Source organism: Mesorhizobium sp. M0800 (genome assembly GCF_040320095.1).
In the GTDB taxonomy this organism is placed as follows: domain Bacteria; phylum Pseudomonadota; class Alphaproteobacteria; order Rhizobiales; family Rhizobiaceae; genus Mesorhizobium.
The window spans coordinates 243,004-266,900 of the sequence record NZ_JAMYOZ010000003.1; the positions used below are offsets into that span (position 1 = coordinate 243,004).

The following is a 23,897-nucleotide window of genomic DNA, read 5'->3' on the forward strand; positions in this document are numbered from 1 at the left end:
GTCCGGCAAATGAAAGATGAAGCTGAGAACTACGAGTTCGCGATCGGACGACGCCAGGATTCGCCGCAAGCGCACAGGAAACGAAACGTGACCGTGATCGCACTGAGGCGCTACTCGTTGCCGGCGGGCCGAGGAGGATTGCTCGTGAAGGTCGGCTACGGACGGTATCGCGCGGCAGTGTTGAACGCGGCCTGAGGATCAGTACGATCACGAGGGAAATCAGGGAGCGGATCGCCGCGGTGGCAAGGAGGTGCTCCATGCCGGTCATGGCGTCTGTGACCGCAGGGGCAGGCGCTGTCGAAATCCGCACCCGGCTTATGCCGCTGTTCCCGTGATGCCACCGCGCTGCACACGCCTCAGCCAGCACGTTCAATTCTCACCGTGACGGAACCGGGACGATCAAAGATCGAAACATCGCCGGCGACCTTCCCAAGCACAACGATGCCGGGCGACGGGACGCGACCATTCCGATAGTAGATCACGAAATGATCGGAACTCCACAGCCCGAGCGTGCCGACCGAGAAGTCGCGCTGCCGTCTCTGTTCCGGCAATAGAGCCGGTAGATTACCGGTCTTCTCCTGGCGAAGGTGGTCGCTCATCTCAATGGTAAGCGGCAACATCTGAGCAAGAGATTTTGCGGCTTCGTTATCGGCAAGATCGGCCGTGACCTCGCCCCAGTCTGATGAAGTGCGAATACGTTCTCGAGCCATTGTGGGTCCAACCATTCCAAATGCAATAACGCCAGCGCTCAGCAGTGATTTCAGCACGGGTCATTCCTCCGTTTTCTAGGCAGATGGAGCCCGCCCCAGCAAACACAGGCTCCATCTCGTCACTCACGCGGAGAGGTGCTGATTGAAGAAGCTGGTAAGCCTGTCGAATGGAATCAGGTCCACACGGTCGTAGAGATCGACGTGACCGGCGCCCTGGACCCAAACCAGTTCCTTGGGCTCGGCTGCCAGTCTGTAGGCTTCCTCGCTGAATTCCTTCGAATGCGCCTGATCGCCGCTGATGAAAAGCATTGGGCGCGGCGAGATCGTCTCGATGTCATTGAACGGGTAGAAGTTCATGAATTTGACGTTGCTGGTCAGCGTCGGCTTAGTCGTTATCTGGTCGGAGACACCCGCCGGGGTAAACTCTCCGCGGGGTGTCCGATAGAAATCGTAGAACTCGCGCTGGATGGGATGCGTCGACGCGGTCAGTTCGAGATCAGTGCCGCCCGTATACTGGATTTGGCCGCCTTCGAATTCGGAGTAGCGCTGTTCGGCGGCCGCCGCGATGATCTGCTTCCGTTGCTCGACGCTTAGCGAGTGATTGAGTGCGTTTCGGTTCGCCGCGCCCATGTCATACATGCTGACCGTGGCGATGGCGCGCATGCGCGGGTCGATCTTGGCGGCGCTGATGACGAAGCTGCCGCTGCCGCAGACACCAATCGCGCCAATGCGGTTGCGGTCCACGAACGCGTGTGTCCCGAGGAAGTCCACCGCCGCGCTGAACGCCTCGGCATAGACATCCGGCGAAACGATCTGTCGGGCTTCGCCCCCGCTCTCGCCCCAGAATGGCAGGTCGATCGCCATGGCGATGAAGCCCTGCTCGGCCATCTTGGTGGCATAGAGGGTCGCGCTTTGCTCTTTCACCGCGCCCATTGGATGGCCGACGACGATGGCCGGATGACGTGCATTGCGGTCGAGGTTCTTGGGAACGAGCAGATTTCCCGCAACATTCATCTGGTATTGGCTCTTGAAGGTCACTTTCTCCAGCGTCACCTGACCGCTCGTATAGAAATTGTTTGCACCGTTTGACATATCTTGAGCCTTTGCGAAGGGAAAGTTGAAGAGTGACGCCCCACTGAAGGCGGCGATGCCGGAGCCGGTCAGCTTCAAAAGCTCGCGCCGGTGGATTTCACGCGCTGGTGTTTTCGTATCAGGGGTATTCAAAGGCATTTCCGATCTCCTGTAAGTTTTGGGTTGGAATTGAACCACTCGCCGCTTTGGCCAGTGCTCTTCGAGTTTGAGCAGACGCCGACCGTTGCCGATCAGCGCGATTGCGAAGCCGGCCAGAACCAAGCTGCCGATGAAGATCGCGGAGATCGTCAGACCACACAGCAGCACCCCTCCGACTACCGCGCCCAGAAGGATCGAAGCCTGGATCGCCGCGACCATCAGGCCTGCCGGCGGCCTCGGCCGCATTTTGCGACATCCATGTCATCCAAATCACCGACATCGCGGTAATGCATTGTTGCAGTGCAAACCTAATGGTTTTGCCATAAAGCGATTACCCGTATAAATCGGCATGAACCTATCGACTATATCGAATAATCTGCTGCAAGCGACGGAGAGAGGAACTTCATGGCCAGAACCGATCTCAACCAATTGACGTGGTTTCAGGCTGTCGCAGAAGAGCGCAGCTTCACCAAGGCGGCGGCAAAGCTCGGCGTCGCGCAATCGACGCTCAGTCACACGATCAAGCAGCTCGAAACACGCATGGGCATACGCCTTCTGACCCGCACGACGCGTAATGTCGCGACGACCGTTGCGGGCGAAAGGCTGCTACAGACGATCACCCCGCGCATTGGTGAAATCGAAGACGAGATCACAGCGCTGATGGCGCTCCGCGAAAAGCCGTCAGGCTCGATCAGGTTGACCCTGTCCGATCACGCGCTCGAAAGCGTGGTCTGGCCGAAGCTTAAGCCGGTCCTCAGCGGCTATCCCGACATTGGCGTCGAACTGATCCTGGACAGCACCTTCCGCAACATTGTCGAGGAAGGCTTTGATGCCGGTGTCCGGCTTGGAGAGAGCGTCGAGAAAGACATGATCGCGGTCCGCATCGGCCCGGACTGGCGCTTAGTCGCCGTGGCTTCGCCGCGATACTTCGCGGCGCACGGCGTGCCTGTGCATCCGCAGGATCTGGTCCGGCACGTCTGCATCAACATGCGTCACGAAACCGCCGGTGGTCTGTACGCATGGGAGTTCGAGAAGGATGGACAGGCGCTGCGTGTCCGTGTGGACGGTCAACTTACCTTCAACAACTCCTACGCCATGATCGACGCGGCAGCGAGTGGCTATGGCATCGCCTATGTTCCCGAGAACATCGTGGAGCGGCACGTCGTCTCAGGATTGCTGGTGAAGGTCCTCGACGACTGGTCACCCTTCTTCGATGGCTATTTCCTCTATTATCCGAGCCGCCGCCAAAACCTTCCTGCGTTCAAGATCATTGTCGACGCGTTGCGGCATCGGGATCCGTCGGGATCGTGATGTCCCTTCGTCATATTGCACTCAAGGGGCGTGGTCGATAGCGGCTCATTCCTGAATCTCGATAGGCGCAGCAGGAAAGGCTTAGGTCGAGGTCCGGTATCCAACTTGAAGCGTTAGTTATAACCAGAACATCGCGTCGATGCTTGCGCGGGCGTTGGCCACAACTTTCTTCCCCATCGCGCCGGCTGGAGCGAAGCGCATGATCCTACAGGGAAATTGAACACGTCCGCGCGCCGCATCGCACCGCAACGCAACGTAGATGCTGGCTCCCCCGGGGTCGACGAAACTGAGAAATACGAATTGGCGATTCTCCTCCGCCCGAGTGCGCCCCACTTGCCGAAGCAGCGCAAGCGCGACCGAGATCGCGCCGAACCCCTACGCCTTGCTGGCGGGCCGAAGCCCACGCTGAGGGAGCGAGCTGTTGCCTTGGCTCGCAAGAGGGGCGAGGCCAGACGGGGAACTCACAGCGGTCGGCATCCCCCGATGATATCTGTCCCGGATGTGCGATGAGGCACTGCTCGTCAAAGTGGGCTACGGCCGCCATCGGCAGTGGAACGCGAGGCAGCATAACTGTGGTTCACAGCCGTCCCAACATGAGCCGAATGCAGACGGTCCCCCTTTAGGGACGATTACCATGAGCTGAAGTCACCTGGTGAGGTCTAAGACTATCTTTCCGGGAGCGTGGCCGGTGCGATTGCGCTCGATCGCGGATGCCAGATCGTCGAAGCCGACCACTTCTGCAATCGTGGACCGCAGCGAGCCGTCAGCGATCTCTTGAGCGATTGTGGCTAGGCGCGCGGTGTCAGGTTTGACTGACAACCAGATGCCATGACGGCCTGCCGGGGCGCGCGAAACCACATCAGTTGCAGCGATGCTGGCCAGGACGCCGCTAGGCGATAGGACCGACCAAGATTTGTCCAAGACCTGGCCCCCGACAAGATCGACAATAAGGTCAATGTCGCTCGCAAGAACCTCGAAGTTCTGTTTCTGGTAATCGATCGCTTCGTCAGCGCCCAAGGCTTGGACATGGGCCACGCTCTTGGTTGAGGCTGTAGCATAGACGGTCGCTCCAGCCGTCTTGGCGAACTGGACAGCGAAGCTGCCCACCCCACCAGCCGCGCCGTGGATCAACACCCGCCGCCCCCGAAGGTTGAAATCGGCGACCTGAAGGACTTGCCATGCCGTCATCGCCGCCACCGGTACTGCCGCTGCGTCAATGTCTGACAGGACCGCAGGCGTCTTGACGAGTTTTTCGGCATTTATCAGCAAGTGGTCAGCATAAGCGCCCAGGCCACCCAGCGCGGCCATGACCCGGTCTCCGACCCTCACGCCTTCGACGTTGGAGCCGGTCCGCAGCACGATCCCCGCCATTTCGATGCCAAGCGTCGCGGGCAAAGATAACTTGAACTTGTCGCGGACGTAGCCTTCACGGATTTTCCAGTCGATTCCGTTTACTCCGGCAGCCTTGACCTGGACGAGCACTTGGTCGGGACCAGGCTCGGGGGCGGATAGCCAATCGACTTTCAAGCTCTCTGTGCCGCCATATGCTTGAAGACGTAGGGCCCGGCCGGAGCCAAGCGGTTCAGGCCGGCCGGGGGCGCTTTTGAAGTCATTGTGTTGGTTCATCAGGCTTCTCCTTCCTGTTGGACGATATAGTTTGAAGTCTCTCAAGAAGAACTTCGAATTATGCAGTCCACCTCGGGTGAGAAATGTTATTAGACTACCGGCGCTTGGGGATTTACTTGCTTGCGCTTTACGCGCTCAAAGCAGGATAGTCGGTGTAGCCCAGGGCGGTGCCACCATAGAAAGTGGCTTGGACTGCCGCATTCAGCGCCGCATTGGTCTTCAACCGTTCCACAAAGTCCGGATTGGCCAGGACCATCTGGCCGTAGGACTCCTGATCGGCCAGCCCCGAAGCTACGTCGGCGCCGATCTGGTCACGCGGACGACTTGGCCGATTGAGGGTCAGCGATTGGTGCCAGAGCTTGCGGATATCGGCCAGCAGCGCCTCGTCGCCCTGGTGCATGATGTGCACGTAAGCGAGCCCGAGCTTGTCGAATTCGGCGACCAGATAGCGGTAGAGGTCCGGCCCCTCGGCGCCTTCGTCGATCCCCCATATCGTCGTCCCCGGTGACAGGCGGATCGCGGTGCGGTCCGCGCCGATCTCCTCGGCGATCGCCGTGGCGACTTCGATGGCGAAGCGGGCTCGGTTCTCGATCGACCCGCCGTAGTCGTCCGTGCGCGTGTTGGCGCTGGGCGCGAAGAACTGCTGGACCAGGTAGGCGTTCGCGCCGTGAATCTCGATGCCGTCGGCGCCGGCCTCGATCGCCGAGCGCGCGGCATGGCGGAAATCGGCGACCGTCTGGCGCACCTCTTCGGTCGTAAGCGCGCGCGGCGTGGGAATATCCTGCATCCCGGTCATGGTGAACATACCCGTCCCCGGCGCTATCGCGGACGGCGCGACCCCCTGGCGGTGATGCAGCGTATTGTCGGGATGCGACATGCGCCCGGCATGCATCAGCTGGATGAAGATGCGGCCGCCCTTGTCGTGCACGGCGGAAGTGATCTTCCGCCAGCCGGCGACATGGGCGGGCGTGTAGATGCCCGGGGTGGTGAGATAGCCCTGGCCGTCATCCGAGGGCTGGGTACCTTCGGTGACGATCAGGCCGACGCCGGCGCGCTGGGAATAATATTCGGTGGCCAACTCGCCCGGCGTACCGTCGAAGCCGGCGCGGCTACGGGTCATCGGGGCCATGACGAGGCGGTTCGGCAGAGTGTAGCGACCGACGCGGACAGGGGTGAATAAGGGACTCATTGGGATCTCCATTCTTTTGCTGGAGCCCTTGTCCACTATTCCAATGTCGGGATAAATCCGGCAAAAGTGAAATCAATATTCCAAATATGGAGCAATAGTGTGAGCCACTTGAACGACATGGCGCTGTTCGTGGAGGTGGCGAGAGCGAGGAGCTTCCGGAAGGCGGCTGAGGCTCTGGGCATGCCCAACTCGACTCTGTCGCGACGTATCAGCGCGCTGGAGAAGGCGATCGGCCTGAGACTTCTGCATCGAACGACGCGCAAGATCGAGCTCACCGAGGCCGGCCAGCTCTATTACGAACGAAGCAAGCGCATCGTCGACGAGGCACGGCTCGCACACGAGCAGCTCGGCGCCATGCTGGAGCAGCCGAGCGGTGTCCTGCGGGTCTCGCTCCCGGTCGACTTCGCCACGCTTTACCTGACGCCGATCATCGTCGATTTCGTGCGGCACTATCCCGGCATCACCTTCGAGTTCGACCTGACCCCGCGCCGCGTCGATTTGGTGGCCGAGCCGTTCGATGTAGCGGTCCGCATCGGCGAGCTGGAAGACTCCAGCCTGATCGCTCGCCTGATCGGGCGCCACGCGCGCCACCTCTATGCGTCTCCTGGCTACATCGAAGCGTCCGACGAGCCGGCGACACCGGCGGATCTGGCGGAGCATGAATGCATCTGCATGCCGAAGATCTGGACCCTGCATCAGGGGACGAACAAGGTCGAAGTCGAGGTTGGAGGCCGCTTCACTGTCAACAGCGTCGGGATGATCCGCGCCCTGGCGGTCAACCACCAGGGCATCGCCCTGCTTGCCGAGAAGATCGTCGCCGAAGATTTGGCCTCGGGCAGGCTCCGGCGTGTCCTGCCCGAATGGCAGGGATCGTCGGTCAGCATTCACGCCGTCACCGAAACTCGCCTCATTCCAGCCAAGACCCAGCGCTTCATCGAATTCCTGTCCGCCAGGTTGGTGGAAACTTGACCCAGATCGTTACGCGGAGAAAAATCGCACGGCGCGCTGCATCGCGACTTGGCGTCGAAAAGACGGTGGCTCGCCGGAGTCGATGAAGCTGAGAAATACGAATTTGCCATACCCCTACACCAGAATGCACCAGAGTCGCCAAAAATGCGCAAACGTGACCGGACGGCGCAGAAGCCCTACGCCTCGCCGGCGGGCCGACACCGACGCTCAGGGAGCGGGCCATCGCTCTACCGCGAGGGCGGGGCGAGGTGCGCACGGCTGAACTCACGGCCATCGGCATCCCCGATGCTATCTATCCAGGATGTGCGACGAGGGACTGCTCGTGAAGGTGGGTTCGGCATCACAAGGCTTCCCTGTGAGGTGAGATGGCGAGGGCCGGCAAACGGATCGATTCCGACCCTCACCGAAATGCTCGCCATCCCGGCCCGAATCAGCCTTCGCTCGGCACAGGCGTCTTGAGGAGTTGTTGCTCCCACAGGAAGGCGATGCCGCTGCCGCCGAAGTGCTGGATGAGAATCTCGGTCAGCTCTTCGACATGCTCGGTGCGCGCCCAGTCGCGCTGCCACTCGCCAGCGAGCGCCATCACGGTCATCATGTTTGCGCCAGCCGCGATCATCCGCTGGATGGCGATCTGGTGGGACTCGGTCGAAGCGCCGCCCGACGCATCGGTGATCACGGACACGTCCCAGCCTTCGCCGAGGGCTTGGATGACAGGCATCGCGACGCAGACTTCGGTCCAAAGGCCTGCGATAATCAGTTGTTTGCGGCCGGTCGCCTTGACCACGTCCACCACCTTCTCGTCCTGCCAGGTGTTCACCCAAGTCCGGTCGATCACTTCCTGCCCCGGGAAGACGTCAGTGATCTGCTTGAAGAGGATGCCGCCACGACCCGCGATCACGCTGGTGAGAATGGTCGGAACATTGAAGGCTTTTGCTAGCTTCGCCAGCGCGGTCGCGTTGTTGACCACAGCTTGCGGATCGTGGCTGTTCAGGTTCGCGAGTTGGTAAGGCTGGTGGTCGATCAGAACGAGTACCGAGTCTTCAGGACGAAGAAGCGAATCAAGGCCGTTGCGAGGGGTCATCAAGACTTCCTTTCTCTGCCGCCATGGACGGCAATCTTTCTCTGCCGCTATGGACGGCAATGGGTTCACGGGAGACATGCGCCAGCGGGCGACGTTGCCTGGACGCAATTTGCCGTTCCTTTTGGTGATGCAGTAGTGCCATAATCAGGCAAGCTGTGTCGCGAAATGAGGAACGCTGAATTGGACATCGAAGATCTACAGACATTCGTCGCAGTGGCCGATGCAGGGGGCGTATCGGCCGCCGCGCGCCGGCTCGGCGTCTCCAAGTCAATCGTCAGTCGGCGGCTCTTTCGGGTTGAAGCGGAACTTGGCGTCCAGCTTCTTGCACGAACGACCCGCGGCGCCGCGCTCACCGAAGCGGGAATCGCGTTCAGAGACCATGCGGCCCGGGCCAGCGCAGAGATCGATACGGCTCGGGAATCGATCCTCCCCACCGGTGAGCTGCGCGGCCGCCTGAGGGTTGCCATGCCGCTTACTTTCGGCGCGACCCACTTCGCCCCCGTGCTCGCGGAAATGGCGCGTCTGCACCCGAAGCTTCACATCCATACTTCCTACAGCGATCGCTTCGTCGATCTCATCGCAGAAGGTTTCGATTGCGCGATCCGGGGCGCCTACCTTCAAGACTCCAACCTGATCGCGAAGCGCGTCGGGCCGATCCATGGAAAGCTTGTCGCAAGCCCGGATTATATCGAGGTGCACGGGTCACCCGAGACTCTGGACGAACTCGTCACCCATCAGGCCCTCATGCAGGGAACGGAAGCCTGGCAGTTCATAAATGGCAGCAAGATTGTTACGGTCCAGCCGCAGGGCAGGTTCAAGGCCGATAGCGCCACGGCGCTTGCCGCCGCGGCGGCGGCAGGTCTCGGCATCGCCTGGCTCCCCGATTGCATCACACATGAATATGTGGCCTCCGGCGCGCTGGTCCCGATCATGACACGCTATCCGGTACCTCCGGGGGCCGCGTATGTCGTCCGACCGCCGGGTCAGCATCCCACGCGGAAAGTGCGGGTGCTCACCGAGATGCTGATTGAGTACTTCAAACGGAACACGGATCTTTGGGGTCTTGACAACTAGGACACGAACGGTGCGAAGCCTCCCCACCGGCAGGAGGCACGGGGGTAAATTCTCCAGGCAACGCCGCAGGCGCGACGTCCACGCGGATCATGTTCAACCGAGTAGGCGTTGAGATCTTGCCTGTGCAGATCTGGCGCGAGGCCTCTCCGCTTTGTCCCAGCGACGCCTCGCGCGCGCAGGCTCAAAGCTATGCAATCCGCCGTCCACGAACACCTCGCGCCCGTCTGTAAGCTGCTGTCGTTGAGGCAGCGACGGCAAGTAATAACGGACGGCAACGTTCGGACGCCGCCGCGGCGAACTGAACGGCGCACTCGGTTGCGAAGCCGCCGGTCATCAGTATTTCCGCGCGGTAGCCGCCGAATGGCGTGGGCGGGCGAGCCCTGCTATTCTACGCCTGATTTCATCGGTCCTCGATGCTCTGACACTCTGGAGGCAGGACTATCGAGATCGACGCGTAGGGAGAAATTGCACGCTGGCGCGCAATATCGCGCTATGGCGTAGAAGAGGCGGTGGCTCCCCGGGCCGGATTCGAACCAGCGACCAACCGGTTAACAGCCGGTTGCTCTACCACTGAGCTACCGGGGAACAGAGGCTCTCATGTGAGTGGGGCAGCCTATAGCAAACCCGTTTCGGCTTTGCAAAGAAGCATTTCGCATTTTTTCGGTGCTTTTTGGCGCAGGGCTTGCTGGCAATGGCCGGCGAGCGCCCTCATATGAGCTGTCTCTCGCCTGTCACGGAACAGAAAAGGCCGTTGCGGCTTTCTCCGGCTGACGGTGCTACTGATGCAAACGGATCGACATTTCACATGACGGCAATGAGCGACGAACAGCCACCGGCCCGGAAAATCTCGGTCTTCGGCCGCCAGTTCACCATGCCGCGCTCGCGCGGCCTCAGGATTGCGATCGGCGTTGTGCTGATCATCGGCGGCATTCTCGGCTTCCTGCCGATCCTGGGTTTCTGGATGGTACCGATCGGATTGCTGGTGCTCTCCTATGAATTCGCGTTGGTGCGCCGTCACCGGCGCCGCTTCGTCGTCTGGTGGGAGCGACGGCGGCGGCCGGATTGAGGTTGCCCTGCTGACAGGCCGGAAACAGGCAATTGTTTGAGAGCGGCGTGGCCCGTCTAAGCATCACCGAGGTTGGTCGAAGCAGCTCTCCAGGCGTTCGCAAAGCTCCTTGAGAACGGCGGTAGCCGAGGCCAGCCGCGCCCGGTCGCGCGGCGGCAGGGTGTTTGCGCCTTCTATGCTGAGGCGGTCGATGGCATAGCGCACAAGCTCTGCAGACTGCGACAATCCGCGCGACGTGCCGTCCTTCGTAGCTGCTCGACGCATGGCGGAGCCTCCTCTTTGCCCAACGTGGCCGCCGGTTTCGGGTTCCCGTCGCCCAGAATCATGCTTAACGATAAGCTAATATGTTATTGCTAACATGGGCATTGCGTTGATAAGGCAGGGCATGGAATGTCGAGGAACCGTTGGGAATGCATGGTGGCCGCTTGACGGCATTTTCGCCGCAACCTATTGGAGCCGGGTGGAACGCCGGGAGCAATGAGGCCTCGTGGCGGAGTGGTTACGCAGAGGACTGCAAATCCTTGCACCCCGGTTCGATTCCGGGCGAGGCCTCCAATGCCCGAGCTCCCGCGCGTCAGCGCCAGGGGGCTTCAGTTCCGGTCGAAACAGCCGCGGCCTTTGCGCGGCAAGCGGATGGTTGGAACATGAGCGCTGATTTTGCCGAACGCCGGGTGAAGATGGTCGACGGCCAGATCCGCACCACCGACGTGACCAGCGCACCGCTGCTCGAGGCGATGCTTGTCGTGCCGCGCGAGGCCTTTGTCGGCGCCGGCCAGCGTGACCTTGCCTATATCGACGAGGACATCCGCATCGCCGATACGGCCGATGGCCCGCGCTATCTGATGGAGCCGTCGCCATTGGCCAAGCTGATGCAACTGGCCGATATCGGCGCAAGCGATTCGGCACTCGATGTCGGCTGCGGCACCGGCTATGCGGCGGCGATCCTGTCGCGGCTGGCAAGGTCCGTGGTGGCGCTGGAAAGCGATCCGGCGCTGGCCGAGACCGCCACTTCGACGCTTGCGACGCTGGATTGCGGCAATGTCACCGTGGTCCACGGGCCGCTGCCGCAAGGCCATGCCGCCAAGGCACCTTACGACGTGATCCTGATCGGCGGCAGCGTCGGGGAGGTGCCGGCGGCGCTGTTCGACCAGCTTGCCGAAGGCGGCCGACTCGTCGCCGTGGAGGGGCAGGGCAATTCGGGCGTAGCCCGGCTTTTTTTTAAGACTGGAGGGGTTGTAACGGGAAGACGCGCATTTAATGCGGCAATTAAGCCACTACCGGGATTCGAACGCATTCCCGCCTTCGAATTCTGAGTGATTTTGCCTTGCAGCGAAGGCGCTGTCATGATCGCTTGCATTTGAACAATCGTTGCTGATCTGCATAACCGGGCGTTTCTGGGGGCTTTCAGCGGGGGAACGATAAAAAACGCGGCGCCGGCTGATCAGAAGGAGAAGCCAGCGTGGCGCAGTTCCCGTGCAAAACGAATGAGGGAATATAACGTGCCGTCTGTACGCAAGTTGCTTTTTACCGCTGTCCTCGTTTCGGCGACAGCGCTGTCTCCAATGGCCGCCTCGGCCGAAACGATCATCGGGGCCCTTTCAAAGGCCTATCAGAACAATTCCTCGCTCAATTCTTCACGCGCCGGCGTTCGCGTCACCGACGAGGGCGTCGCCATCGCCAAGTCGGGCTGGCGCCCGACCATCACCGGTTCCGCGAGCATCGATTATACCGCCAGCCACAGCAACCGGTTGCACCGAAACATCTCGTTGACCACCGGCAACTTCGGCGTCGAGATCGACCAGACGCTGTTTGACGGTTTTCAGACCAGGAACAATGTGGCGGCCGCCGAATCGCGGGTCCGCGCTTCGTTCGAAAGCCTGCGCAACGCCGAAGAAAACACTCTTTTCAACGCGGCAAGCGCCTATATGGACGTTATCCGCGACCGCCAGGTCGCCGTGCTGACCGAACAGAATCTGCAATTCCTGACCGAGCAGGCGCGTGCGGCGCGTTCGCGCTTCGAGGTCGGCGAAGGTACGCGCACCGACGTCGCGCAAGCCGACGCCCAGCGTGCCTCCGCGGTGGCGCAGTTGAGCGCCGCCCGCGCGACGGCGCTGGCAAGCGCTGCGACCTATCGCCAGATCGTCGGCGACGAGCCGGGCAGGCTCAGGCCGGCTTCGCCGGTGTCGAAGCTGTTGCCGTCGAGCCTCGATGCGGCGATCGCGATCGCATCGGCCGAGCATCCGGCCATCCTCGCCACCGCGCATCTGGTCGACGCGGCGGGGTTTTCGGTGAAGTCGGCAGAGGGCGCGTTGCTGCCGCAACTATCGGCGTCGGCGGGTGTTTCGAGCGCCTTTCGCGGCACCGCGCCCGGCTCGCTCTCCTCGACACAGGATGGCGTAACCAATTCGGCGAACATCGGCGCGACATTGACGATACCGATCTATTCCGGCGGCCGGACCTCGGCATTGGTTCGCCAATCAAAGGAATCACTTAGCCAGGCCCGTATCGAGGTCGATGTCAGCCGCGACACCGTGCGCCAAGCGGTGACCTCGGCATGGTCGCAATACACCGCCGCGCAGCAAAGCGTCACGGCCAACCGGCAGGTGGTCGCCGCCGCGCAGCTTGCCCTGAACGGCGTCATCGAAGAGCGCAATGTCGGCCAGCGCACCACGCTCGACGTGCTCAACGCGCAGGCGACCCTCATCACTGCCAAGATCAATCTTGTCAGCGCCGAACGCGACGTGGTGGTGGCAAGCTATGCCATCCTCTCGGCGGTTGGCCATTTGTCGGCAGACCGCCTTGCGCTCAACGTGACGAAGTACAGGCCCGAAGAGCATTACAACGCCGTCAAGGACAAGTGGATCGGCCTGCGTACGCCGGACGGCCGCTGATCGCCAAGCCGTCTTTTCAGCCCGCGCTCGAACGACGCGCGGGCTTTCAACTCCCGACCCTAATCTGTTGAAATCCGAGATGTCGCCAGATTGGGGATTCTCGCAAGCCGTTCCGTCGGTTACGCTGTTGCCATGATTCGAATCCGGCATTGCCGGATAGGAAATCTGAGAACGAGTCACAAGGGCGGCGGATGTGACGATGGCGACGGCAAGCAGCGTACAGCGCGAACCTTCCATGGAAGAAATACTGGCTTCCATCAGAAGGATCATCGAGGACAGCGATACCGGCCGCAAGCAGCCGGGCGACGCGGACGAGCTGCGCCAGGATCTGCAACCGGCGCCGGCAGCCGGACGCACAGCGGAGGCGGATGCGTTCCGCTCCGAACTGCGCGGCGGACTGGAGATCGCCAAGCCGGCCACGCGGGCCGAGGTGCAGCCAACGGCCGCGCCGGTCATTGAGCGCCAGGAAACGCCGCTGCGTCCCGGCCCGGTAAAAGCAGCGGTGACGCTGGCTGAGGTGAACGTCGCTCCCGAACCGCCCGCAAAGCCGGATCGGCCTGCGACAGCCAAGGCTGCCGAGACGACCGACACCATCATCGCCGATTGGCGGCGCGAGATCGCCGCGGTCGGCGACGCGATGGCCAAGCCGGAGCGCGCCGAGCCACTCCGGACGCCGGACGCCGAGCCGAAAGCCGAGGTTTTCGAGAACGAGGCGACTGCTGGGCAGCCTTCGGAAATTGGGCCGGAGCCTTCGGAAAGCGGCCCGGAATCTTCGGAAAGCGGCCCGGAATCTTCGAAAATCGGATTGGCGCGTCCGGCGGCCAGCGAGGCGCCGCCCGCACGTCCGGCAATCCTTTCGGAGCATACGGGCCGGCAGGTTGCCGCCGCCTTCGGCGAGCTTTCCGACGCGTTTGCCAGCCGCAGCAAGAAGACTTTCGACGAGATGGCCGAGGAGATGCTGCGGCCCATGCTGCAGGACTGGCTGGACAACAACCTTCCGACGCTGGTCGAGCGGCTGGTGCGCGAGGAAATCGAGCGCGTCGCGCGCGGCGCGCAGTAGCAATTCGGAGAGCCGCCAATGGGCGGCGCTCGACCGGCGAGTTGTCGAAGTCGGCGCTGCCCCTCATCCGCCTGCCGGCACCTTCTCCCCGTATAGTGACGGGGAGAAGGGGTTGACCGCAATTTAGGCGCCTTTTCCGCAACGTTCGTGACTTGGCGAAAGCTTCAGTACAGGCGTTTTTCTCCCCGTCACTATACGGGGAGAAATGCCCGGCAGGGCAATGAGGGGCAGCGCAAACCTGAAGCGATTGCCTTGCAACATTCAGTTCCGCGAGTTGCACCGAACCATCCCGGCGCTATCTATTGGCCATGCCGCCCTTGCGGTTGACTTGGCAACAACCTTCCGATTTACACCGGACCACAAATTCCGGACAGCGCGGACCGTTTTCCCATGCTCGAAAAGACCTACGACGCCAAAGCCGTCGAGCCGAAGATTGCCAGGATCTGGGAAGAGGCCGACGCGTTTCGGGCCGGCGCCGGGGCCGAGGAGGGGGCTGAAGCCTTCACCATCGTCATCCCGCCGCCGAACGTCACCGGCTCGCTGCATATGGGCCACGCGCTCAACAACACGCTGCAGGACATTCTGGTGCGCTTCGAGCGCATGCGCGGCAAGAACGTGCTGTGGCAGCCGGGGATGGATCATGCCGGCATCGCCACGCAGATGGTGGTCGAGCGCCAGCTTATGGAAAAGCAGATCCACCGCCGCGACCTGACGCGAGATGAGTTCATCGACAAGGTTTGGGAGTGGAAGGCCGAGTCCGGCGGCGCCATCCTCAACCAGCTGAAGCGGCTCGGGGCCTCGGCCGACTGGAGCCGGGAGCGCTTCACCATGGACGAGGGCCTATCCAAGGCCGTGCTCGAAGTGTTCGTGACGCTCTACAAGGAAGGGCTGATCTACAAGGACAAGCGCCTTGTGAACTGGGACCCGAAGCTGTTGACCGCCATCTCGGATCTCGAGGTCGAGCAGCAGGAAGTCAACGGCAACCTCTGGCACTTCCGTTATCCAGTCGAAGGCATGACCTTCGATCCGGAAAATCCGAAGACCTTCATTACTGTTGCGACGACCCGCCCGGAGACGATGCTGGGCGATACGGCTGTCGCCGTCCACCCCGACGACGAACGTTTCCGGCATCTCGTCGGCAAGAACCTCATCCTGCCGATCGTCGGCCGCAGGATCCCGGTGGTGGCGGACGAGTATTCCGATCCCGAAAAAGGCAGTGGTGCGGTCAAGATCACGCCGGCGCATGACTTCAATGATTTCGAGGTCGGCAAGCGCCACCGGCTGCCGGCGGTCAACATCCTCACTGTCAATGCGGCGGTGAGCCTCAAGGACAATGAGGACTTTCTCGCCGGACTGGACGTGACGCCGGAGCGCCAGACCGTCTGGGACGGCCTCGACGGCCTCGACCGTTTCGATGCGCGCAAGAAGATCGTCGAGTTGATGCAGGCCGGCGGCTTTCTCGAAAAGGTCGAGCCGCATCGCCACGCCGTGCCGCATGGCGACCGCGGCGGCGCGCCGATCGAGCCGTTTCTGACCGACCAGTGGTATGTCAATGCGGCAGAACTGGCCAAGCCGGCGATCGCGTCGGTGCGCGAGGGCCGTACCAATTTCGTGCCCAAAAACTGGGAAAAGACCTATTTCGACTGGATGGAAAACATCCAGCCCTGGTGCATTTCGCGCCAGCTCTGGTGGGGTCACCAGATCCCTGCCTGGTACGGGCCGGACGGGCATGTCTTTGTCGAAAAGACCGAGGAAGAGGCGCTCGGTGCCGCCGTCGAATATTATCTGGCGCTGGAAGGGCCGTGGAAGGCCTGGGTCGAGGACAAGCTTGAGAATTTCCAGCCTGGCGAGATCCTGACCCGCGACGAGGACGTGCTCGACACATGGTTCTCGTCGGCGCTGTGGCCGTTCTCGACGCTTGGCTGGCCGGACCAGACGCGGGAGCTGAAGACCTATTACCCGACCGACGTGCTGGTGACCGGTTTCGACATCATCTTCTTCTGGGTCGCCCGCATGATGATGATGGGCCTGCATTTCATGGATCAGGAGCCGTTTCATACCGTCTATGTCCATGCGCTGGTTCGCGACAAGAACGGGCAGAAGATGTCGAAGTCGAAAGGCAACGTCATCGATCCGCTCGAGCTCATCGACGAATACGGCGCCGATGCGCTGCGCTTCACCTTGACTGTGATGGCAGCGCAAGGGCGCGACGTTAAGCTCGATCCGGCCCGCATTGCCGGTTATCGCAATTTCGGCACCAAGCTGTGGAACGCGACGCGCTTCGCCGAGATGAACGAAGTGGCGCGCGACGACGATTTCTGGCTGCAGGACGCCAAGCTGGCGGTCAACCGCTGGATCTTGACGGAGCTGACGCGAGCCGCGCGGGACATAACGGACGGTATCACCTCATACCGCTTCAACGAGGCGGCGGGTGCCGCCTACCGCTTCGTCTGGAACCAGTTCTGCGACTGGTACCTGGAACTGCTGAAGCCGGTGTTCATGGGCACCGACGAGGCCGCCAAGGCCGAGAGCAGGGCCTGCGTCGCCTTCGTACTCGACGAGATCTACAAGCTGCTGCATCCGATGATGCCGTTCATGACCGAGGAACTGTGGGCCGAAACCGCCGGCGAGGGCAGGCAACGGCAATCGCTGCTTTGTCATGCGGTGTGGCCGTCGCCCGACTTCGAGGACGAGGCGGCCGCCGCCGATATCAACTGGCTGGTCGACCTTGTCTCCGGCATCCGCTCGGTGCGTTCGGAGATGAACGTGCCGCCGGCGGCTATCGCACCGCTCGTGGTGATCGGCGCCAACGACGCGACACACGAAAGGCTCGAGCGTCAGGGCTCGGCTATCAAGCGTCTGGCGCGGGTCGGCGACATCTCGCTCGCCGAGGCGCCACCGAGGGGATCCGCCCAGATCGTGGTCAACGAGGCGACGATCTGCCTGCCGCTCGGCAGCCTGATCGACCTTGCCGCCGAGGCAGCGCGCCTGCACAAGGAGCTTGCCAAGGTGACCGAGGAAATAGCGCGGCTCTACAAGAAGCTGTCCAACGAGAAATTCGTCGCCAACGCGCCGGAAGAGGTGGTGGAGGCCGAGCGTGAAAAACTCGCCGAATATCGCGAGGCGCAAGAGAAGCTTTCGGTGGCATTGGCGCGGGTGCGCGATGCCGGTTGATCGAACAGATTGGGCCGGTTGATCGAACAGATTGGGCCGGCTGATCAAACAAATTGGGCCTGCTGGCCGCAATAGATTCGCCGGTCACGAATCTGTCTTCCAGACAGGCCGCCTGCCACGAAAACAGGCATTCCGCAGCGTAAATCTTGAGGCAAACTGAATGTTTTTGCCCCATTGTTGCCATAATGTAACAATGGCTGACTGGGCACGCAAAATGCCCTGTTCTTTAGTGATTTAGGGGGTTTTCCCGAGTTTTCTCGCCGATCTGTATTGTGGCGGCCATTTTCCCGCCTCGGTAAGAAGGCCGACACCTTGTCGGAAATGCGTTCAGCCAAGGTGTACATGTACGCACGGCGAATTCGTTGTTGCGCCGTTAACCTGAATTGGTTCTAGCTTGATGCAAGGATATTTCGGGGAGGAGATTCATGTGTTATTCGCGTCTGAAAGTGCTGCTGGGCGCGGGGGCTTTTTCGCTGGCTTTGGCTGGGACGGTGCAAGCCGGGGGCTTTGACCGGGGCGGCGTCAATATCGACCAGCTGTTCGACGCGGCGCCATATTCGTTCGACGCAGGCGTCACCTATGTTTCGCCACAGCGCAAACTCAAGAATGTGCAGCGCCTCGATGGCTCGGGATTGTCGACGTCGGCGGTGGATGTTGGTGGCGACTATGCGGTGCCGCATGTCGGCATCAAGGCCAACATCTTTGAGCCCGTAGACTGTCTTGCCACCTATACGAGACCGTATGGTGCGGACGCTAATTTCGGCATGAACAACGCCTATTCGCCGACAGCGGTCAAATACGCCGTCGACACAGATGATTTCGGTCTCACCTGCTCTTACAAGGTGAACGTCGGCAAGGGCGCCATACGATTCATCGGCGGTGTCTCCTACCAGCAGGTCGACGCGTTTCTGTCCCGCCAGACACTGCTCGCCTTCGGCAATACCGGCCTCGGCGTATTCAAGCTATCCGACGAGGCATGGGGTTGGCGTGCGGGCGCAGCCTATGAGATCCCCGAGATCGCCCTGCGCGCCAGCCTGATGTACTCTTCAAGCTACAAATATGACGGGCTGTCGGGAACCGTCGACACGACCGGCTTCAGGGGCGCCTTTCCAGCGGATCTGATTCCTGGCTCTACCGGCGTGTACCCAGTCTCGGCGTCGGCTGAAATACCTCAGGCTCTGGAATTCAAGCTGCAGAGCGGTATAGCTCCTGGCTGGCTGGCCTTTGGTTCCATCCGCTGGCAGGAGTGGAGCAAGCTTGGCGTCATTGCCATCAATGGCGTGCGCAGTCCGGTAACCGGTTTGCCCTCGCCCGTTTCATTCGACCTGCTTTATCGCGACGGCTGGACGGTCACGGGCGGTATCGGGCACAAGTTCACCGATCAATTGTCGGGCGTGGTTTCGCTGACCTGGGATCGCGGCACCTCGACGACCTCCGGCTATCAGTCGGATACCTGGGCCGTTGCCAGCGGCGTCTCCTATTCGCCGAACGACCAGGTCGAGGTCAGGCTCGGCGGCTCGATCGGTGTGCTGACGAGCGGGTCATCGACTTTCAGCGGTGTCGGCGACGTGGCAAATGCCGTTACCTATACCTACGGCAACGACCTGCTTCTCGCCGGTTCGGCTTCCGTCAAGATCAAGTTCTAACTATTAAATTTTAAACGACAAAACGGCCGGGCACTGCCCGGCCGTTGGTTGGATGCGTGGCGTCCGGCATTCGGCCGGCGCAACAATTGTCCCCATGATGTTCGCTTCTGTAATTGTGACGTTTTGGCAACAGTTTCTGAACAACCCTCGCGCCACCCGGCCGCCCGGGAACATTGCCCATTTCCCGCCATAAACCCGGCGCACCTCGAACTTGTCTCGGGACATGCGCCAAAAGGCTAGGCGAAGAGGCAGGCCGCACCGCCCGCGGCAAGGACGAGTATGGACGCCAGAGCGATCTCCAAGGCCAAGCTGCCGAGCCGCCACGTGACCGTTGGTCCCGAGCGGGCGCCGCATCGCTCCTACCTTTATGCTATGGGGCTGTCGGCGGCCGAGATCGCGCAGCCTCTGGTCGGTGTCGCCAGCTGCTGGAACGAGGCCGCGCCCTGCAACATCTCGCTGATGCGCCAGGCGCAAGTGGTCAAGAAGGGCGTGGCGGCCGCCAGCGGCACGCCACGCGAATTCTGCACCATCACCGTCACCGACGGCATCGCCATGGGTCATCAGGGCATGAAGTCGTCGCTGGTGTCGCGCGAGGTCATCGCCGACTCGGTCGAGCTCACCATGCGCGGCCATTGCTACGATGCGCTGGTTGGATTGGCCGGTTGCGACAAGTCGCTGCCCGGCATGATGATGGCCATGGTGCGCCTCAACGTACCGTCGATCTTCATCTATGGCGGCTCGATCCTGCCCGGCAGCTACCGTGGCCGGCAGATCACCGTGCAGGACGTGTTCGAGGCGGTCGGCCAGCATTCGGTCGGCACGATCGGCGACGCCGAGCTGCTCGAGATCGAGCAAGCCGCCTGTCCGTCGGCCGGCTCCTGCGGCGCCCAGTTCACCGCCAATACCATGGCCACCGTCGCTGAGGCGATCGGCCTGGCGCTGCCCTATTCCTGCGGCGCGCCGGCACCCTACGAGATGCGCGACCGCTTCAATTTCGCTTCCGGCGAAAAGATCATGGAGCTGATCGCAAGGAACATCCGCCCGCGCGACATCGTTACCATAGAAGCGCTGGAAAATGCCGCGACTGTGGTCTCGGCCACCGGCGGCTCGACCAACGCGGCGCTGCATCTGCCGGCGATCGCGCACGAGGCCGGGATAAAGTTCGATCTTTTCGACGTGGCCAAGATATTCGAGAAAACACCCTACATCGCCGACCTCAAGCCGGGCGGCAAATACGTCGCCAAGGACATGTTCGAGGCCGGCGGCATTCCGCTCTTGATGAAGACGCTGCTCGACCATGGCTATCTTCATGGCGATTGCCTGACGGTGACCGGCCGCACTTTGGCCGAAAATATGGAACATGTTTCCTGGAATGACAGCCAGGATGTGGTCCGTCCCGCCAATAGGCCGATTACCCAGACCGGCGGGGTCGTGGGCTTGAAGGGTAACCTTGCCCCCGAAGGCGCGATCGTGAAGGTCGCTGGTATGGCGGAACTCAAATTCTCGGGTCCGGCACGCTGCTTCGATTCGGAAGAGGAATGTTTCGAGGCTGTTACGCACCGTAACTATAGCGAAGGCGAGGTTCTCGTCATCCGTTACGAGGGTCCGCGCGGCGGCCCGGGCATGCGCGAAATGCTGTCGACGACGGCGGCTCTCTACGGCCAGGGCATGGGCGGCAAGGTGGCGCTCATCACCGACGGGCGTTTTTCGGGCGCGACGCGCGGTTTCTGCATCGGCCATGTCGGGCCGGAAGCGGCTGTCGGCGGCCCGATCGGGCTGCTGAAAGACGGCGACTTGATCTCGATCGACGCGGTGAATGGCACGATCGAGGTTGCATTGTCTAAAGCCGAACTGGCGGCGAGGGCAAAAGCATGGAAGGCGCGCACGACCGACTATCAGTCGGGCGCGATCTGGAAATACGCACAGACGGTCGGATCTGCCCGCGACGGCGCGGTCACCCATCCCGGCGGTGCCAAAGAAACACACTGCTATGCGGACATCTGAGTTGTTGAGGTCGTCTGTCCTTTCGGCACTGGTTGCGCTCGCCACGTTTGGCGCGACCTTGGGCGCCGTCGGCCAGGCCATGGCCTTCGACGACAAGGTGTTCGACGACAAGACCGGCGTGAAGCCGCAGTCGAGCCCGTGGGCGGTGTTCCAGTTCGGCTTTTCCGCCTACAAGAACGGCCATAAGGAGCAGGCCGCGGAAGCCTATAAATATGCCGCCGAGAACGGCCAGATCGGCGCCACCTGGAAGCTTGCGCGCATGTATGCCGAAGGCGATGGCGTGGCGCGAGACGACTACGCGGCATTCAAGTTCTTCAGCGAGATCGTCGACCAGGATGTCGAGCCCGGTTCGCCCGAGGAAAGCTATGTTTCGGACGCGCTGGTGGCGCTTGGCGACTATCTGAGGAAGGGCATTCCCGGCAGCCCCGTCGAGGAGAACGAGGTGGCGGCCCAGGAATATTACATGCGTGCCGCCGCCAACTACCGCAATCCGAACGCCCAGTTCGAGATGGGCCAGATGTTCCTCAAGGGTGAGGGCGGCGTCAAGGCCAGCGTCAAGCAGGCCGGACGCTGGTTCCAGCTGGCGGCCGAAAAGGGCCATGCGGGCGCGCAGGCGACGCTCGGCAACCTGCTCTTCCAAAGCGGCAAGATCGTGCGGGGGCTGGCGATGATGACCGCGGCGCTCGAACGGGCCTCACCCGCCGACCAGCCATGGATCCGCGGCATGCAGGAAGAAGCGTTTGCGGCCGCCGGCGAAGCCGACCGCCGCACCGCGATCTCGCTGGCCGACGACATCCTCACCAAGGGTGGCGGCGACCAATAGGCCGGCAGAATTTCCGTTTTTAGATCAATTGTCGGTCGGTTCCGCCGGCATGCCGCTGGGCGCCGGTGTTGAGATCGGCGTGCCCTGCAGATGTGGGGCCAGCGTGTTCTCCGGGCAGCCATCGCGGAGCTTTATCCAGGACGTGTTGTTGAGCACCATCTCGCAACGGGCGAGGTGGCTTTGGCCGGCAAGCGTCAGGCAGGCGACCCGGCCGATCTGGAATGATTTTCCGTTAGCCAGGCACTCTGCATCGGCAAAAGCCGGCGTCGCCACCGCCATCGCAAGCGCGCAGCCGATCGGGCAGAGTGCAAATCGAGTAGTCATGGGAACCCCAGCCACCATGATGATTTCTCATCAAGCACGCGATTTGTGGCGATAAGAGGTCAACTTATCAATGTGCCGCCGGACAGCAGCTCCGGTCAGGCCGGCTGCAGCGCCAGATCGATCGCCACCGGCACGTGGTCGGAGGGCTTTTCCCAGGCGCGCACCTGCTTTTCGATCGAAGCCGAGGAAAACCAGTTGGCGGCTTCGGGCGACAGAAGCAAATGGTCGATGCGGATGCCGTTGTTCTTCTGCCAGGCGCCGGCCTGATAGTCCCAGAAGGTAAAGACGTCCGGGGCGTCGGTGACGGCACGCACGGCTTCGGTGAAGCCGAGATTCTTCAGCCGCCGGAACGCCTGCCGCGTCGCGGGCTGGAACAGCGCGTCGCTTAGCCAGTTTTCCGGATATTTCGCGTCGATCGGCTCGGGAATGACATTGTAGTCGCCGGCCAGAACCAGCGGCTCTTCCAGTGCAAGCCGCTCCTCGGCCCAGCGCTCAAGTCGCGCCATCCAGGAAAGCTTGTAGGAGAACTTCTTCTCGTCGTCGATCGGGTTGCCGTTCGGCAGATAGATCGAGGCAACGCGCAAGGCGCCCTTGTCGGTCGAGAACACGCCCTCGATAAAACGCGCCTGTTCGTCGGCATCGTCGCCCGGCAAGCCGCGATTGACCTCGTCGAAACGCAGCTTCGACAGGATGGCGACGCCGTTGAAGCCTTTTTGGCCGTAAGTCTCGACATTGTAGCCGAGCGCCTCGATCTCGGCGCGAGGAAACTGCTCGTCGACCGTCTTGATCTCCTGCAGGCAGGCGATGTCGGGCGCGCTTTCCGTCAGCCAATGGGTCAAATTGCCGATGCGGGCGCGAACGCCGTTGATGTTCCAGGTGACGATTTTCATGGCGGCCTCGATAGGCTGGTGATCCGGAGACTAGCTATCCGGTGGATGACGTTCGACAAGGCCGATCGTATTGCCTGCCGGGTCCTTTAGGAAGGCCATCCATTCGCTTTCCCCCGCCTGGCCGAACAGGCCTTCGGTGTCGCGATGGACGAGCGCCGGCGGCGCGGTGAAGGGAACACCGGCGGCCCTTGCCGAAGCGTGGAACTCGTCGAGGCCCAATATGTCGAGATAGACGGTGCCGGCGGGCAGGCCGTCGGTGAAAAGCAGGCGCACGTCACCGGCCATGATAAAGGCGATGCCCGGCGGATCGAAACGCGCATGCAGGTTCATGCCGAGCACCTCGCGCCAGAACGCCAGCGTCGCATCGAGGTCGCGCCCGGCGGAAAGCGCGACCTGACGGACCGCGCCGATGTCGGGCATTTCTAGATCGAGAAGCTGGTGCCGCAGCCGCAGGAGGCGACCGCATTGGGGTTTCTGATCTGGAACGACTGGCCCATCAGATCGTCGACGAAATCGATCACCGAGCCGCCCATATAGACCAGCGACAGGTCGTCGATCAGCACGGTGGCGCCGTCCTTTTCGATGGCGACGTCGTCGTCATTGCGCCTGTCGACCAGGTCGAACTTGTAGGAGAAGCCGGAACAGCCGCCGCCCTCGACCGAAACGCGCAGGGCCGTCTTACCGGCTTCGCTCGCTACAATCTTGGCGATCCGCCTGGCGGCGGCGTCGGTCATCTCGACTTTCATGGCGGTCTTGGCATCAGCGCCCATGGGCGTCACCTTGCATTCGGTTTCGTATGATAGGTATGAAGCGCGACGGGGCAAGTCAA

Annotated in this window: 21 protein-coding genes and 2 tRNA genes; 12 read left to right on the plus strand and 11 right to left on the minus strand. The window is 61.8% G+C overall.

From position 1 onward, the window contains the following. Positions 1-356: 356 nt before the first annotated feature. Positions 357-767, minus strand: a complete 411-nt coding sequence (locus NKI18_RS05950; protein WP_352618340.1) for a cyclophilin-like fold protein — start codon at positions 765-767, stop codon at positions 357-359. A gap of 66 nt (positions 768-833) precedes the next feature. Further along, entirely contained in the window at positions 834-2,159 is a 1,326-nt protein-coding gene (locus NKI18_RS05955) for an alpha/beta hydrolase (RefSeq protein ID WP_352618337.1), read from the minus strand. 186 nt (positions 2,160-2,345) lie between these two features. On the opposite strand from NKI18_RS05955, the gene NKI18_RS05960 reads away from it, so the two are divergent. Then, complete coding sequence (locus NKI18_RS05960; protein ID WP_352618334.1) at positions 2,346-3,251, plus strand: LysR family transcriptional regulator; 906 nt, start codon at positions 2,346-2,348, stop codon at positions 3,249-3,251. A gap of 645 nt (positions 3,252-3,896) precedes the next feature. Here the strand turns inward: NKI18_RS05960 and NKI18_RS05965 are convergent. Both NKI18_RS05965 and NKI18_RS05970 read right to left on the minus strand, forming a co-directional pair. Further along, positions 3,897-4,877 (minus strand): NADP-dependent oxidoreductase, encoded by a 981-nt coding sequence (locus NKI18_RS05965; RefSeq protein ID WP_352618331.1) that lies wholly within the window; start codon positions 4,875-4,877, stop codon positions 3,897-3,899. Positions 4,878-5,004: 127 nt separating this feature from the next. Next, positions 5,005-6,078: an alkene reductase gene (locus NKI18_RS05970; protein ID WP_352618328.1), complete on the minus strand. Its 1,074-nt coding sequence runs from the start codon at positions 6,076-6,078 to the stop codon at positions 5,005-5,007. A gap of 87 nt (positions 6,079-6,165) precedes the next feature. On the opposite strand from NKI18_RS05970, the gene NKI18_RS05975 reads away from it, so the two are divergent. Beyond that, on the plus strand, positions 6,166-7,035 hold the full coding sequence (locus tag NKI18_RS05975; protein WP_352618325.1) for a LysR family transcriptional regulator: 870 nt from the start codon (positions 6,166-6,168) through the stop codon (positions 7,033-7,035). 430 nt (positions 7,036-7,465) lie between these two features. Here NKI18_RS05975 and NKI18_RS05980 read toward each other — a convergent pair whose 3' ends face one another. After that, on the minus strand, positions 7,466-8,116 hold the full coding sequence (locus NKI18_RS05980) for a hydrolase (protein WP_352618322.1): 651 nt from the start codon (positions 8,114-8,116) through the stop codon (positions 7,466-7,468). 180 nt (positions 8,117-8,296) lie between these two features. Here NKI18_RS05980 and NKI18_RS05985 point away from each other — a divergent pair, with 180 nt between their 5' ends. Next, on the plus strand, positions 8,297-9,190 hold the full coding sequence (locus tag NKI18_RS05985) for a LysR family transcriptional regulator (RefSeq protein ID WP_352618319.1): 894 nt from the start codon (positions 8,297-8,299) through the stop codon (positions 9,188-9,190). Between the two features lie 510 nt (positions 9,191-9,700). Here NKI18_RS05985 and NKI18_RS05990 read toward each other — a convergent pair. After that, positions 9,701-9,775 (minus strand) — tRNA-Asn (locus NKI18_RS05990). A gap of 220 nt (positions 9,776-9,995) precedes the next feature. Between NKI18_RS05990 and NKI18_RS05995 the strand changes: the two genes are divergently transcribed. Next, positions 9,996-10,256, plus strand: a complete 261-nt coding sequence (locus NKI18_RS05995; protein ID WP_023676401.1) for a hypothetical protein — start codon at positions 9,996-9,998, stop codon at positions 10,254-10,256. A gap of 63 nt (positions 10,257-10,319) precedes the next feature. Here the strand turns inward: NKI18_RS05995 and NKI18_RS06000 are convergent, their stop codons facing one another. Beyond that, a complete protein-coding gene (locus NKI18_RS06000) occupies positions 10,320-10,520 on the minus strand; it encodes a hypothetical protein (RefSeq protein WP_352451402.1) in 201 nt (66 codons plus the stop codon). A 217-nt stretch (positions 10,521-10,737) separates the two neighbouring features. On the opposite strand from NKI18_RS06000, the gene NKI18_RS06005 reads away from it, so the two are divergent. The 8 genes from NKI18_RS06005 (at position 10,738) to NKI18_RS06040 (ending at position 21,854) form a co-directional block, all read left to right on the plus strand. Beyond that, a tRNA-Cys gene (locus tag NKI18_RS06005) sits at positions 10,738-10,811 on the plus strand. Between the two features lie 89 nt (positions 10,812-10,900). Further along, positions 10,901-11,569 carry a protein-L-isoaspartate O-methyltransferase family protein gene (locus tag NKI18_RS06010; protein WP_352618315.1) on the plus strand — a complete coding sequence of 223 codons (669 nt, stop codon included), beginning with the start codon at positions 10,901-10,903 and terminating at the stop codon, positions 11,567-11,569. A gap of 186 nt (positions 11,570-11,755) precedes the next feature. Next, on the plus strand, positions 11,756-13,147 hold the full coding sequence (locus NKI18_RS06015) for a TolC family outer membrane protein (RefSeq protein WP_352587844.1): 1,392 nt from the start codon (positions 11,756-11,758) through the stop codon (positions 13,145-13,147). 199 nt (positions 13,148-13,346) lie between these two features. After that, a complete protein-coding gene (locus tag NKI18_RS06020) occupies positions 13,347-14,207 on the plus strand; it encodes a PopZ family protein (RefSeq protein WP_353019110.1) in 861 nt (286 codons plus the stop codon). Positions 14,208-14,597: 390 nt separating this feature from the next. Further along, the gene (locus NKI18_RS06025; protein WP_352618308.1) at positions 14,598-17,381 is read left to right on the plus strand and encodes a valine--tRNA ligase; all 2,784 of its coding nucleotides are present in this window, start codon (positions 14,598-14,600) and stop codon (positions 17,379-17,381) included. A gap of 425 nt (positions 17,382-17,806) precedes the next feature. Next, positions 17,807-19,027: an OmpP1/FadL family transporter gene (locus NKI18_RS06030; RefSeq protein ID WP_352470410.1), complete on the plus strand. Its 1,221-nt coding sequence runs from the start codon at positions 17,807-17,809 to the stop codon at positions 19,025-19,027. Positions 19,028-19,306: 279 nt separating this feature from the next. Then, on the plus strand, positions 19,307-21,031 hold the full coding sequence (ilvD, locus tag NKI18_RS06035) for a dihydroxy-acid dehydratase (protein WP_352618305.1): 1,725 nt from the start codon (positions 19,307-19,309) through the stop codon (positions 21,029-21,031). Continuing rightward, the gene (locus NKI18_RS06040; RefSeq protein ID WP_023678939.1) at positions 21,018-21,854 is read left to right on the plus strand and encodes a tetratricopeptide repeat protein; all 837 of its coding nucleotides are present in this window, start codon (positions 21,018-21,020) and stop codon (positions 21,852-21,854) included. The genes ilvD and NKI18_RS06040 overlap by 14 nt, the downstream gene beginning before the upstream one ends. 24 nt (positions 21,855-21,878) lie before the next feature. Here the strand turns inward: NKI18_RS06040 and NKI18_RS06045 are convergent, their stop codons facing one another. The 4 genes from NKI18_RS06045 to erpA form a co-directional block, all read right to left on the minus strand. After that, a complete protein-coding gene (locus NKI18_RS06045) occupies positions 21,879-22,196 on the minus strand; it encodes a hypothetical protein (protein WP_352618302.1) in 318 nt (105 codons plus the stop codon). A 77-nt stretch (positions 22,197-22,273) separates the two neighbouring features. Next, the gene (gene xth / locus NKI18_RS06050; RefSeq protein WP_352454506.1) at positions 22,274-23,068 is read right to left on the minus strand and encodes an exodeoxyribonuclease III; all 795 of its coding nucleotides are present in this window, start codon (positions 23,066-23,068) and stop codon (positions 22,274-22,276) included. A gap of 30 nt (positions 23,069-23,098) precedes the next feature. Further along, positions 23,099-23,488, minus strand: coding sequence for a VOC family protein (locus NKI18_RS06055; protein ID WP_352618299.1), 390 nt, complete (start codon positions 23,486-23,488; stop codon positions 23,099-23,101). Between the two features lie 2 nt (positions 23,489-23,490). Next, positions 23,491-23,838 carry an iron-sulfur cluster insertion protein ErpA gene (erpA, locus tag NKI18_RS06060; RefSeq protein ID WP_254818314.1) on the minus strand — a complete coding sequence of 116 codons (348 nt, stop codon included), beginning with the start codon at positions 23,836-23,838 and terminating at the stop codon, positions 23,491-23,493. Positions 23,839-23,897 lie beyond the last annotated feature (59 nt).

Excerpts from the sequence above, each read along its gene's own strand:
- NKI18_RS05965 (WP_352618331.1), bottom strand. The coding sequence starts at position 4,877 with ATGAACCAACACAATGACTTCAAAAGCGCCCCCGGCCGGCCTGAACCG.
- NKI18_RS06030 (WP_352470410.1), top strand. The coding sequence starts at position 17,807 with ATGTGTTATTCGCGTCTGAAAGTGCTGCTGGGCGCGGGGGCTTTTTCG.
- NKI18_RS06020 (WP_353019110.1), top strand. The coding sequence starts at position 13,347 with ATGGCGACGGCAAGCAGCGTACAGCGCGAACCTTCCATGGAAGAAATA.
- NKI18_RS05995 (WP_023676401.1), top strand. The coding sequence starts at position 9,996 with ATGACGGCAATGAGCGACGAACAGCCACCGGCCCGGAAAATCTCGGTC.
- NKI18_RS05980 (WP_352618322.1), bottom strand. The coding sequence starts at position 8,116 with ATGACCCCTCGCAACGGCCTTGATTCGCTTCTTCGTCCTGAAGACTCG.
- xth (WP_352454506.1), bottom strand. The coding sequence starts at position 23,068 with ATGAAAATCGTCACCTGGAACATCAACGGCGTTCGCGCCCGCATCGGC.
- erpA (WP_254818314.1), bottom strand. The coding sequence starts at position 23,838 with ATGGGCGCTGATGCCAAGACCGCCATGAAAGTCGAGATGACCGACGCC.
- NKI18_RS05960 (WP_352618334.1), top strand. The coding sequence starts at position 2,346 with ATGGCCAGAACCGATCTCAACCAATTGACGTGGTTTCAGGCTGTCGCA.
- NKI18_RS06045 (WP_352618302.1), bottom strand. The coding sequence starts at position 22,196 with ATGGTGGCTGGGGTTCCCATGACTACTCGATTTGCACTCTGCCCGATC.
- NKI18_RS06040 (WP_023678939.1), top strand. The coding sequence starts at position 21,018 with ATGCGGACATCTGAGTTGTTGAGGTCGTCTGTCCTTTCGGCACTGGTT.
- NKI18_RS06000 (WP_352451402.1), bottom strand. The coding sequence starts at position 10,520 with ATGCGTCGAGCAGCTACGAAGGACGGCACGTCGCGCGGATTGTCGCAG.
- NKI18_RS05970 (WP_352618328.1), bottom strand. The coding sequence starts at position 6,078 with ATGGAGATCCCAATGAGTCCCTTATTCACCCCTGTCCGCGTCGGTCGC.
- ilvD (WP_352618305.1), top strand. The coding sequence starts at position 19,307 with ATGGACGCCAGAGCGATCTCCAAGGCCAAGCTGCCGAGCCGCCACGTG.
- NKI18_RS06055 (WP_352618299.1), bottom strand. The coding sequence starts at position 23,488 with ATGCCCGACATCGGCGCGGTCCGTCAGGTCGCGCTTTCCGCCGGGCGC.
- NKI18_RS06010 (WP_352618315.1), top strand. The coding sequence starts at position 10,901 with ATGAGCGCTGATTTTGCCGAACGCCGGGTGAAGATGGTCGACGGCCAG.
- NKI18_RS05955 (WP_352618337.1), bottom strand. The coding sequence starts at position 2,159 with ATGGTCGCGGCGATCCAGGCTTCGATCCTTCTGGGCGCGGTAGTCGGA.
- NKI18_RS06025 (WP_352618308.1), top strand. The coding sequence starts at position 14,598 with ATGCTCGAAAAGACCTACGACGCCAAAGCCGTCGAGCCGAAGATTGCC.